The organism is Pseudomonas sp. D3-27, from assembly GCF_051132165.1.
Classification (GTDB): domain Bacteria; phylum Pseudomonadota; class Gammaproteobacteria; order Pseudomonadales; family Pseudomonadaceae; genus Aquipseudomonas.
Window position 1 is genome coordinate 2,244,297 of record NZ_CP071667.1, and the last position, 11,921, is coordinate 2,256,217.

Consider the following 11,921-nt stretch of genomic DNA (forward strand, 5'->3'; position numbering starts at 1 on the left):
CCGCCATCGCGAGCAAGCTCGCTCCCACAGGGATACGCTGGTTACTTGAGCAATAGGGTGAACCCGTGGCGAGGGAGCTTGCTCCCACTGGGCTGCGTCGGCAGCCCCTAAATCATTCAACACGGTCAATTTGATTTTGCGCAGTCAACCCGTGAACTGACTGGCGGCGCTTGTCAGAAAAAACCGACAGGAGTACAAATGTACTCCATGACGACTCTCACTCCCCGCCGTACCGCCATCCTGACCTTTATCCGCGAACGCATCGCCGAACAGGGCCAGCCTCCCAGCCTCGCTGAAATCAGCGAGGCGTTTGGTTTCGCCTCTCGCAGCGTGGCGCGCAAGCATGTGCTGGCGCTCACCGAAGCCGGTTTCATCGAAGTCAATCCGCACCAGGCCCGGGGCATCCGGCTGTTGAATCAGCCGCCGCGTCCCGAACTGTTGGATGTGCCGGTGTTGGGACGGGTGGCCGCCGGCCTGCCGATCGGTGCCGATGCCGAGGTCCACAGCCGTCTGTTGCTGGACCCGGCGATCTTCACCAAAGCGCCGGACTACCTGCTGCGGGTCCAGGGCGATTCGATGATCGAGGACGGTATCCTCGACGGCGATCTGGTGGGTGTGCAACGCACGCCCCAGGCTTCCAACGGGCAGATTGTCGTGGCGCGCCTGGACGGTGAAGTGACCATCAAGCGTTTTGAGCGAGTCGGCGAGCGCGTACGCCTGTTGCCACGCAACCCAGCCTATCAGCCGATCATCGTCGAAGCCGACCAGGACCTGGCGATAGAAGGCGTGTTCTGTGGCCTGGTGAGACAAGGCTGATGGGCGCCGTCGTTGCGCTGGACACGCTGTTCAATGGCGGCCAGGTCTGGAAGGGCCGGCCTGCGCCGCCGGCCGCCAGTCCACAGCCCACCGGCCACGCCGTACTAGATGCGGCACTGCCCAGTGGTGGCTGGCCGGAAGCGGCGTTGACGGAAATTCTCATCGGCGCGCCGGGCGTGGGCGAATTGCAACTGGTGTGGCCGACCCTGGCGCGGCTGTCGGCGGCGGGGGAGCGGATCGTGTTGGTGGCGCCGCCGTTCGTGCCCTATCCCCAGGCCTGGCGAAACGCCGGGGTGGACTTGCGCCAGTTGTCGATCATCCAGGCCGATCCACGGGAGGCCTTATGGGCCACCGAGCAATGCCTGCGCTCGGGCAGTTGCGGCGCGGTGTTGTGCTGGCCGCGCCAGGCGGATGACCGGGCCTTGCGCCGTTTGCAGGTCGCGGCGGAAACCGGCCAGACGCTGGCGTTCGCCTGGCGCTCGATCCAGGAAGCCATCAACCCGTCCCCGGCGGCCCTGCGCATCGCCATCGATGCCCGGCCCGCACAATTGCGGGTGCTCAAGTCCCGGGGCGGGCTGGCGCGTTCGGCGCCGATTGCGTTCCCCCCACAGACAGGGCATTGAGGTTGCGATGCGCTGGGTCTGTATTCTCTTCCCGCAATTGGCGCTGGATGCCGTGCTGCGCCAGCGCCCCGACCCCAGCGAGCCCCTGGCGCTGCTGACCGGCCCGGCCCAGCGCCGGGTGCTGCAAGCGGTCAATGAACCGGCGCGCGCCCTGGGCCTGCGCCCCGGCCAGACCATGACCGCGGCCCAGGCCTTGAGCAAAGGGTTCGCCACCGCCGAGTACGACGCGGCGCAGATCGAAAACTGGCAACGATTCCTGGCGGCCTGGGCCTATCGTTTCAGCTCCCAGGTGAGCGTGCATTATCCACGCACGGTGCTGTTCGAGATCGAGTCGAGCCTGGGGCTGTTCGGGCCGTGGCCGGTGTTCGAGGCGCGGTTGCGGGCCGAATTGACTGAGCTGGGTTTTCGGCAACGCATCGTCGCCGCCCCCAATCCCGTGGCGGCGCGGATGCTGGCCAATGCTTACGACGCCCTGGTCGTGCCCGATAACGAGACCTTGCAAGCGTACCTGGGACAGATGCCAGTGGACCGAGTCGGCCTGGCGCCTGAAGCTGCCACGGCCTTGTCGCGCATGGGCCTGCGCCGGCTCAGCCAAGTCCAGGCCTTGCCCCGGCACACCCTGGCGCGGCGCTTCGAAGCCGACATGCTCAAGCACCTCGATGCGCTGGTGGGCAGCCGCACCCTGGCGCTGTCGTTCTACCTGCCCCCGGACCGTTTCGATGTGCGCATCGAACTCAACTATGACGTGCAGTCCCACCAGGCATTGCTGTTTCCTCTGCGACGTTTGACCGGTGACCTGTCGGCCTACCTGTGCGGCCGCGACAGCGGCGTGCAGCGTTTTGATTTGCACCTGGAACACGCCGGTTTGCCGGACACGGTGATCAAGGTCGGCCTGCTCAGCGCCGAGCGGGATGCTTCGATGTTGTTCGAGCTGGCCCGTGGCCGTCTCGAGCAGGTGCAGGTCGAGGCGCCCGTGCGCGGTTTTCGCTTGTGTGCCGAAGACCTGCCGAGCTTCGTGCCCCAGCGCCTGGAATTGTTCGACGAGCGTCCCCAGCAGTCCTTGCCGTGGGAACAACTGCGCGAACGGCTGCGGGCGCGCCTCGGTGACGAAGCCGTGCAAGGGTTGGGATTTGGCGACGACCACCGCCCCGAGTGCGCCTGGCAGATGAAACCCCAGCCGCAACAACAGATGTGTCCGCTGCGCGATGATGTCCAGCGTCCCGGCTGGCTGCTTGGCGAGCCCCAGGTCTTGCCTGAAGGCCAGGCGCGAATCCTCATGGGCCCGGAGCGCATCGAGTCCGGTTGGTGGGACGGCGCCGATGTGCGCCGTGATTACTACCTGATCGAAACCCGCGCCGGCCAACGCGGCTGGGCCTATCGACCGGTGGGCGAGGGCGGACCGTTGTGGCTGCAAGGTTGGTTCGCATGAGCGTCGAATATGCCGAGCTGCATTGCCTGTCGAACTTCAGCTTCCAGCGCGGCGCCTCCAGCGCCCTGGAATTGTGCCGTCGCGCCAAACAGCAGGGCTATCGGGCCCTGGCGGTGACGGATGAATGTACCTTGGCCGGCATCGTCCGGGCCTGGCAGGCAGCCAAGGAACTGGACTTGCAATTGATCGTCGGCAGCGAAATCCAGGTCGAGAACGGTCCGAAGCTGGTGCTGTTGGTGGAAAACCTCGAGGGCTACCAAACCTTGTGCCGGCTGATCACCCGCGCACGGCGGCGCAGCGAAAAGGGCCGTTATCGCATCGTCCGAGAAGACTTCGACGAGCCGCTGCCAGGGCTGCTCGCCCTGTGGGTCCCCGATGGCAAGACGCCCGAGGCGCAAGGGCGCTGGCTCCGACAGGTGTTCAACGAAAGACTCTGGCTGTCCGTGCAGTTGCATTGCGGTCAAGACGACCAGCGACGGCTCGCGGACTTGCTCGCATTGGCCGAACGCCTGGGTCTTCCTGCCGTCGCCACGGGCGACGTGCATATGCATGTGCGGGGTCGCCGCGCCTTGCAAGACACCATGACCGCCATTCGCCACCACGTCACCGTTGCCGAGGCCGGTCAGCGTCTGCACCCCAACGGCGAACGCCACTTGCGCAGCCTCCAGGCCCTGGCCGATCTCTACCCCCGCGCCTTGCTCGATGAAACCCTGGACATCGCCCGGCGCTGCACGTTCGACCTCGGTCAGTTGCGCTATGAATACCCCCGCGAGCTCGTGCCCGAGGGCCATGATCCGGCGTCCTGGCTGCGGGAACTGACCGCGCGCGGCATGCGCGAGCGCTGGAAGAACGGCGTCACAGAAAAGGTGCGCGTGCAGATCGACAAGGAATTGGAATTGATTGCCGAACTGGGCTACGACAGCTACTTCCTCACCGTGCAGGACATCGTCAGTTTCGCCCGTAGCCGTCACATTCTCTGCCAGGGCCGGGGCTCGGCGGCCAACTCGGCGGTGTGCTACGCCCTGGGCATCACCGAAATCGACCCGGCACAGACGGACATGTTGTTCGAACGCTTCCTGTCCCGCGAGCGCAATGAGCCACCGGACATCGACGTCGATTTCGAACACGAACGTCGCGAGGAGGTCCTGCAGTACGTGTTCCAGCGCTACGGCCGGCATCGCGCGGCGTTGACGGCCGTGGTCAGCAGCTATCACGGCCCCGGGGCGGTACGCGACGTGGCCAAGGCCCTGGGCCTGCCGCCGGACCAGGTCAATGCACTGGCCGATTGCTGCGGGCGCTGGAGCGATGAGGCACCGCCGCTGGAGCGTTTGCGCGAGGGTGGTTTCGACCCGGAGAGCCCGGTGCTGCGTCGGGTGTTGAGCCTGACCCAGCAACTGATCGGCTTCCCCCGGCACCTGTCCCAACACCCCGGCGGCTTCGTGATTTCCCAGCAACCCTTGGACACCCTGGTGCCGGTCGAGAACGCCGCGATGGCCGAGCGCACCATCATCCAGTGGGACAAGGACGACCTCGATGCGGTCGGGCTGCTCAAGGTGGACATCCTGGCCCTGGGCATGCTCAGCGCGATTCGTCGCTGTTTCGACTTGATCGCGCATTACCGGGGCGTGCGTCATACCCTGGCGTCGTTGCCCAAGGATGATCGGGCCACGTTCGAGATGATCAGCCGCGCCGACACCATAGGCGTGTTCCAGATCGAATCCCGGGCGCAGATGGCGATGTTGCCCAGGCTCAAGCCCAAGGAATACTACGATCTGGTGATCGAGGTGGCGATCGTGCGACCGGGACCCATCCAGGGCGGGATGGTGCATCCCTACCTGCGGCGGCGCAATGGAGAAGAGAAGATCACTTATCCATCGTCGGAATTGAAAGAAGTGCTGGGCCGCACCTTGGGCATTCCGCTGTTCCAGGAACAGGTCATGCAGATCGCCATTGTCGCCGCTGGCTACAGCCCGGGCGAAGCGGACCAGTTACGTCGTTCCATGGCCGCCTGGAAGCGCCACGGCGGGCTCGAACCGCACAAGAAAAGATTGGCCGACGGGATGGCGGCCAAAGGGTACAAACCTGAATACGCCGCGCAGCTCTTTGAACAGATCAAGGGCTTCGGCAATTACGGCTTTCCTGAATCCCATGCCGCCAGTTTCGCCTTGCTGACCTACGCCAGCAGTTGGCTCAAATGCCACGAGCCGGCGGCGTTCGCCTGTGCCCTGATCAACAGCTGGCCCATGGGTTTCTACAGCCCGGACCAGATCCTCCAGGATGCTCGCCGGCATCAGTTGCAGATCCGTCCGGTGGACGTGCGGGCCAGCGACTGGGAATGCAGCCTGGAACCGATGGAAGGCCGCCAGCCGGCGATTCGCATGGGCTTGCGTCTGATCAAGGGGTTTAGAGAGGACGATGCCCGGCGTATCGAGGTGGCACGCGGGCAGCGGGCTTTCAGCGATGTGGCCGACCTGGGCGAACGGGCTCGACTCGACGCCCGGGCCCTGGAGCAACTGGCGGACGCCAACGCTTTGCGCGGCCTGGCCGGCGACCGCCATCGCGCCCGTTGGGAAATTGCCGGAGTGGAAAAACAACTGGGCTTGTTCGCGGGCCTGCCCAGCCCGGAAGAGCCCACCGTGGCCTTGCCGACACCCACGGTGGGGGAAAACCTGTTCGCCGACTACGCCACCCTGGGCACGACGCTGGGGCCTCATCCGCTGGCCTTGCTGCGTTCCGAATTGCGCGCCCGACGCTGCCGCAGCTCCCGGGAATTGCAGGCTGTCGAGCATGGCCGCCACGTCAGCGTCGCGGGGCTGGTCACTGGTCGCCAACGTCCTGGCACGGCCAGCGGGGTGACCTTTGTCACTTTGGAAGATGAGTTCGGCAATCTCAACGTAGTGGTCTGGCGCGACTTGGCCGAACGCCAGCGCAAGGTCCTGGTAGGGTCGCAATTGCTCAGGGTGGACGGGCGCTGGGAAAGTGTCGGCGAGGTCCGTCATCTGATTGCCGGGCGCCTGAGCGATTTGAGCGGCTTGCTGGCGGGCATCAATGTGCGCAGTCGGGATTTTCGCTGAATGTTTGGTTGAAATCTGTGGCGAGGGGATAAATCCCCTCGCCACAAAGGGTTGGCGTCGTCAGTCTGCATGAAACCAATTGCCAACCTCGCGCTCGAAGCACTAGCACAAGGGACTTGTGGTATGCCGCTTCCCTGCTGGTAGCTTGAGGTGAGAGACGTTCCATGAAGTTCTTATCCCAAAGTAACGGGTGTCCCGGTTGGGACGGAGAAATGGCCCGGCGCATCCGGGCCTACGATTGGCGTCGCACGGAGCTGGGTGCGATCGAGCACTGGTCCGCCAGCCTGCGCAGCGCGGTCCAACTGATGCTCGCTTCACCATTGCCGATGGTCATGCTGTGGGGCCGCCAGGGCTACATGATCTATAACGACGCCTATGCCGAATTCGCCGGCGGCCGCCATCCCTACCTGCTGGGGAGCGCGGTGGAGCTGGGATGGCCGGAGGTGGCCGAATTCAACCGCCACGTATTGGACGTGTGCCTGGGCGGCGGCACCTTGTCCTACCGCAACAAGGAGCTGGTGCTGCTGCGCGACGGCAAGCCCGAAGACGTCTGGTTGGATCTCTACTACAGCCCGGTCCCCGACGATGACCATTCGCCTGCCGGCGTGTTGGCGATTGTCGTGGAAACCACCGAGCTGGTGCTGAGCGAGCGGGCCCGGCAAGAGGCCGAGCGCAGCTACCGTGCGGTCAATGAGCGTATCCAATTGGCGCTTTCGGCCGGGCCGTTGCTGGGGTCGTTCGTCTGGGATATCGCCACCGACACGCTGTCTGGCGATGAACGTTTCGCCCGTACTTTCGGTTATCCGCCCGAGTGCCCGCTGGATGCACTGCCCATCCAGATCGCTCGCCAGCGCATCCATCCCGACGACATCGACGACGTCGAACAACGGGTCGACCTGACCGTGCGCACGGGCGCTCCCTACACCGCCGAATATCGCTTGCGCCGTGGCGAGGGCGATTACCTTTGGGTGCTGGCCAGCGGGCGATGCGAGTTCGATGCGTTGGGCAAGCCCCTGCGGTTTCCCGGCGTACTGATCGATATCAACGAGCGCAAGACCGCCGAAGCGTCGCTGCTCAAGTTCACCCGCGACCTGGAACAACGCGTCGCCAGTGAAGTGCAGGCGCGGTTGGCGGCCGAGGAGCAGTTGCGTCAATCGCAGAAACTCGAGGCCATCGGCGGACTCACGGGAGGCGTGGCCCATGACTTCAACAACCTGCTCCAGGTGATCGCCGGCAACCTGCACTTGCTGGCTCGCCACGAGCCTGACAATCCCAACGTCCAGCGGCGGGTCGGTGCATCCATCGAAGCCGTGGAGCGGGGCGCCAAGCTGTCGTCGCAGTTGCTGGCTTTCGCCCGTCGCCAGCCGTTGTCACCGGCGGTCTACAACCCTCGGCGCATCTATGAGGGCCTGGGTGAATTGTTGCAGCGAGCCCTGGGCGAAACCATCCGCATCGAGGTGGCGTTGCCTCCTGAGCCTTGGTGTATCCACGTCGATTGCAATCAGCTGGAAAACGCCCTGTTGAACCTGGCGATCAATGCCCGCGACGCCATGGGGGGCGAAGGTGTCATCAGAATGCTCGGGGAAAATATCGCCCTGGACGAATCGTCCTGTGCCGGCAAAGGAGTTGCGGCAGGGGATTACGTGCGACTGTCGGTGATCGATCATGGCGCGGGTATGGCGCCCGAAGTCCTGAACCAGGTCTTCGAGCCGTTTTTCACCACCAAGACCGACGGCCAAGGCACGGGGCTTGGATTGAGCATGGTGTTCGGGTTCGTCAAGCAGAGCGGCGGGCACATCGAAATTGCCAGCCACCCGGGCGAAGGCACTCAGGTGCATATGTATTTTCCCCGCAGCCACAAGCCCGAGTCCCCGGAACAGGCACCTCCCCGCGAGCTTCGATCCGGCCTGGAGGAAACCATCCTGGTGGTCGAGGACAACGACGACGTACGCGGCGCCTCGGTGGAGTTGTTGGAGCAGCTCGGCTATCGGACCCTGACCGCCGCCAACGGCGACGAGGCCATGAAATTGTTGCTCGATGGCGTCTCGGTGGACCTGATCTTCACCGATGTGGTCATGCCCGGCCTGATCAAGAGCTCCGACCTGGCGGCCTGGGCGAAGGTACAGACCCCGCCGGTGCCGGTCCTGTTCACGTCGGGACACACCCGGGACATCATCTCTCGCAATCACCAACTGAGCCCCGATACCCACCTGCTGAGCAAACCCTACAACCCGGATGCATTGGCGCGGATGGTCAGTTCGGCACTGGACGAGTGAGCCCGACGCGGTAAAAGAATGGAACCCAAGCCGCCGTTTTGCCTTCGAATAAGCAGGGCCGATCACTATTCGGCCTGGTCATGAACGAGGTGTCTAATGAGCGACTCTGCAAATACTCAGCAACAAGGCCAGACGCAAACCCCGGCCTCGCGTAACGATCCGGCAATCGATCCTCAAGTGACGGATAACCAGCCTGCCAATCCGGCTGAAACACACGAGGCTCACAGTGCTGCCCGTGAGGTCGATCAGAAGAAAAATCATCAGGACAACGACAACACCTACAGCCCCGGTTTCAAGCCGGAACCGGATCGGCCTGGACCCGGTGACAAGACTGACGCTGATATCGACACAGCCGACAGCTGATCAATAAAAAAGCCCGACTCGAGAGTCGGGCTTTTTTATTGACGATGGCGTTATTTACTAGGGTGGGCCGCTTGAAGCTTCTTCGCCATTTCCAGGTGATGCTGCAGGTCCGGCAGCATTTTCTGGGCAAATGCCTTCAGTTCGGTACTGCCAGGCTTCTTATCGTCAGTGACGGTCTCAGCCTCTTTCTTGAACAGGGCGACGGTCTCTTCGTGAGCCATCACTTGGTTATTTGCATAGGCCGGATCGAAGGACTCATCGCGCACGTCAAGAATCTTGGCCTTGGCCTTTTTCATCAACGTGGTGTCGTCTGGTACTTCGATGTCATGTTTTTTCGCCAGCGCCTTCAGCTCTTCGTTGGCTTTGGTGTGGTCGGCAATCATTTTGTTGGCGAACTCCTTGATGTCCGCCGATTGGCTTTTCTGCAGCGCCAGTTTGCCGGTTTCGATCTCCGCAATGCCGCCGGCCGCCGCGTTGTCGACAAAGTCGCTGGAAGTCGCGGCCCATGCCATGCCCATGCTGCTACTCAGGGCAACAGCCAGGCCGAGTTGACGCAGGGTAAATCTGTCCATAGGTCAGTCTCCACACAGGTTGTACAGGTGATTCTCTGGGTACTGATCAATGGAGGGAAAAGCTCGGGGGAAGGTTTTATCGGAACGCGTCGTGGCACGACGAACGGTCACCGCTGGTCGGATTGGCGGTCGACAGAACCCGATCGGCAAGGCCATGCTGCTGACAGGCAGTGCCCAGAAAAGCACTTGTCACCGAACTCACGAAGGAGGTGCTCCATGCCGGTGTCCCATGATCTCTGCCAGGATCTGAAGTGCACAGAAGACGACATTCAAAAAAAACGCGAAAAGGACAAGGATCTCGACGCGCTGATCACTCGATATTCGAAAATCGATACACAAGTCGTGAAGGCTGAAAAACCCACCGCCGTAGTGACCGACGACGACCTGGATAAGCTCAAGAAAGAACGGTTGCGGATCAAGGACGACATCGCCGCGCTGATGCAAAAGTAGCGATGACGGTTATCCCCTGAGCGCTTTTTGTGGCGAGGGAGCTTGCTCCCGCTGGGCCGCGAAGCGGCCCACCCAATCCATTATCCCAGCGGATCCCAGCGCTGAGACCAGTCGCTGCCAGTCTTGACGATGTCCCGCAGCACGTCGAACGCCTGCTGCAACGCGGCCGAATCCCGGTCCCTTGAATACACCAGGTAGGTCGGGTAATTGAATTCCGGCGCCTTGGGCACTCGCTCCAGAATGCCGCTGTCCAGGTAGCTCTGCACGACCCGAGTGCGGAAATAACCGCTGCCGCCGTTTTCCAGGATGTACTGCAACGCCAGGGGCCCAAGATTGAAGGTCACCGCGGCCTTGGCCTTGTCCGGCAGCGCCGTGTCGTGCTGGCGACGGAAATCGGCACTCCAGTCGATGTACACGTAAGGTTCGGGACGAGCGGCCAGGCGCACCAGGATCAGTTTTTCTTCCAGCAACTGCTCAACCTGGAGCCGCGGCCAGTACTCGGGCTGATACACCACCGCCGCGTCCAGCAGGCCCAGCTCCAGTTGCTGCAGCAGGTTTTCGCCGTCGCGGATGTCCATGCGCAGGGCATGGCCGGAAATCTTCTGTCGCAGCTCCCCGGCCCAGGCAAGCATCAAGGGGTTGCACAGGCTGACTTCGCCGCCCAGGTGCAAGACGTTGCGATAGCCCTCTGGCAGCGGCAGGTCACGGCGGGCGGCCTCCCACGTCTGCACGAGCTGGTTGGCATAGACCACGAAGGCTTCGCCATCACTGGTCAGTCGCGCGCCGGCCCGATTGCGCACGAACAACCCGCAGCCAAGTTGGCTTTCAAGCTTCTGGACCCGGGCGGTGATCGCCGTCTGGGTGACGTGCAGTTTCTCTGCCGCGGCGGCGAGGCTGCCGTGGCGGACGATTTCCAGGAAAGTGCGAGCGAGGTCGATGTCCATGTTCAGGCCGAGGCGGGGTGAACGGGCATTGTAAGGTTTGCGGCGAGAAACAAAAAATCCCGCCACAAGGGCGGGATTTGGGTACAGCCAGGGCGACCTGATCTCAGGACGGGAACAGCTCGGACAGTTTCATCGACAGCATCATGTCGCCTTCAACGCGCAGCTTGCCGCCCATGAATGCTTGCATGCCGTCGGTTTCGCCGCTGACGATGTCCTTGAGGGTCTGACTGTCCAGGACCAGCGTGCAGTTGGCGTCTGGATTCTCGCCTTCCTGGATGTCGCAGGTGCCGTCCTTCACGATCAGGGCGTACTGCTTGTCTTCGTCGGTGATGTTGAAACCGAATACCAGGTCCAGGCCGGCAGCGGCGGCTGGGTTGAACTTGGCTTGCATGGCTTTTACGGCGTCGGCTACGGAGGTCATGGTTTCGATCCTTATTCGGGGTAATACAGCAGGGGTCTACAGCAAACCGGACTCAGCGGAAGGTGATGAGGTCCGGGATCTTCAGCAGTTGCAGGTGCGCATGACTGTTGAAGGAAGCCAGGGCCACCTCGCGGCCCCTGAATTTCAGTTGGTTGAGCGAGGTGTTGACGATCTGCCAGTTCAACTCGAAGGCCTGCCTGGCGGGCATCTGGGTAATCAGGTGGAGCAGGGCGGTGATGGTCCCGCCGGAGGTGAACACGGCGATCTTGTGCGTCTTGTCGGCGTTGTCGAGGATGCGGTGCAGGCCAGCCTGGACCCGTTCGACGAAACCCAGCCAGCTCTCCAGTCCCGGCGGGTCGTAGCGGCCGCTGAGCCAGCGCTCGACGATCAAGGCGAAGATGCGCTGGAACTCGGCGCGGTTCTGCGCGGCGTTGCGCAAAATGTCGAGGGCCTCGGGCTCCTGGAGGAGCATGTCCGGGAGCAGGGCGCGAATGACCGCGTCGGCATCGAATTCGTTGAAGGCGGCGTCGATTTCCAGTTCCGGAACCGGCAGGCCGGCTGCGCTCATCTGGCCCAGCGCGCCAGTGGCGGTGTCCTGTTGGCGACGCAGGTCGCCCGAGAGGCAGCGATCGAACACGACACCGAGCTGCGCCAGGTGGCTGCCCAGCACTTGTGCCTGGCGTATGCCGTTGGGCGAGAGGACATCGTAGTCGTCCGCACCAAAGGAGGCCTGGCCATGTCGAATCAGATAAATGCTGCCCACGTCCGCGTCATCCCGGTACGTTGAAGGTTTGGCGAGGTTATGAGGATGGCGATGGCGTGTCAATGAAAAAACATACGCTTGTTTGAAATGGCCGTTACAGCTTTATCCAGGCTCGTCCGAGCTAACGTAACCACAGATTTCATGGCTGGTAGCAGGACAAGCGCATGGGTATGCTGGCAGCGTTACGCGC

Annotated in this window: 11 protein-coding genes; 7 read left to right on the plus strand and 4 right to left on the minus strand. The window is 62.9% G+C overall.

Going from position 1 to position 11,921, the window contains the following annotated elements; genetic code table 11:
- Positions 1-198 precede the first annotated feature (198 nt).
- The 6 genes from lexA (at position 199) to J3P92_RS10465 (ending at position 8,581) form a co-directional block, all read left to right on the plus strand.
- Positions 199-816, plus strand: a complete 618-nt coding sequence (gene lexA, locus J3P92_RS10440) for a transcriptional repressor LexA (RefSeq protein ID WP_420764511.1) — start codon at positions 199-201, stop codon at positions 814-816.
- Entirely contained in the window at positions 816-1,439 is a 624-nt protein-coding gene (gene imuA / locus J3P92_RS10445; protein ID WP_434650660.1) for a translesion DNA synthesis-associated protein ImuA, read from the plus strand. Before lexA ends, imuA begins: the two co-directional genes overlap by 1 nt.
- A gap of 7 nt (positions 1,440-1,446) precedes the next feature.
- Entirely contained in the window at positions 1,447-2,868 is a 1,422-nt protein-coding gene (locus J3P92_RS10450) for a Y-family DNA polymerase (protein ID WP_434650662.1), read from the plus strand.
- On the plus strand, positions 2,844-5,942 hold the full coding sequence (locus J3P92_RS10455) for an error-prone DNA polymerase (protein WP_434650664.1): 3,099 nt from the start codon (positions 2,844-2,846) through the stop codon (positions 5,940-5,942). Before J3P92_RS10450 ends, J3P92_RS10455 begins: the two co-directional genes overlap by 25 nt.
- Positions 5,943-6,106: 164 nt before the next feature.
- On the plus strand, positions 6,107-8,218 hold the full coding sequence (locus J3P92_RS10460) for an ATP-binding protein (protein ID WP_434650665.1): 2,112 nt from the start codon (positions 6,107-6,109) through the stop codon (positions 8,216-8,218).
- Between the two features lie 96 nt (positions 8,219-8,314).
- Positions 8,315-8,581: a hypothetical protein gene (locus tag J3P92_RS10465; RefSeq protein WP_420764506.1), complete on the plus strand. Its 267-nt coding sequence runs from the start codon at positions 8,315-8,317 to the stop codon at positions 8,579-8,581.
- Positions 8,582-8,631: 50 nt separating this feature from the next.
- Here the strand turns inward: J3P92_RS10465 and J3P92_RS10470 are convergent, their stop codons facing one another.
- Positions 8,632-9,153, minus strand: coding sequence for a DUF4142 domain-containing protein (locus J3P92_RS10470; RefSeq protein ID WP_420764505.1), 522 nt, complete (start codon positions 9,151-9,153; stop codon positions 8,632-8,634).
- A gap of 216 nt (positions 9,154-9,369) precedes the next feature.
- Between J3P92_RS10470 and J3P92_RS10475 the strand changes: the two genes are divergently transcribed.
- On the plus strand, positions 9,370-9,603 hold the full coding sequence (locus J3P92_RS10475; RefSeq protein WP_434650668.1) for a YdcH family protein: 234 nt from the start codon (positions 9,370-9,372) through the stop codon (positions 9,601-9,603).
- A gap of 80 nt (positions 9,604-9,683) precedes the next feature.
- Here the strand turns inward: J3P92_RS10475 and J3P92_RS10480 are convergent, their stop codons facing one another.
- From J3P92_RS10480 to J3P92_RS10490, 3 genes are all read right to left on the minus strand, one after another.
- Positions 9,684-10,547 (minus strand): LysR family transcriptional regulator, encoded by an 864-nt coding sequence (locus J3P92_RS10480; RefSeq protein WP_434650670.1) that lies wholly within the window; start codon positions 10,545-10,547, stop codon positions 9,684-9,686.
- A 103-nt stretch (positions 10,548-10,650) separates the two neighbouring features.
- Complete coding sequence (locus J3P92_RS10485) at positions 10,651-10,968, minus strand: SCP2 sterol-binding domain-containing protein (RefSeq protein ID WP_016774477.1); 318 nt, start codon at positions 10,966-10,968, stop codon at positions 10,651-10,653.
- Positions 10,969-11,020: 52 nt separating this feature from the next.
- Complete coding sequence (locus J3P92_RS10490) at positions 11,021-11,731, minus strand: histidine phosphatase family protein (protein WP_434650671.1); 711 nt, start codon at positions 11,729-11,731, stop codon at positions 11,021-11,023.
- Between the last annotated feature and the right edge of the window lie 190 nt (positions 11,732-11,921).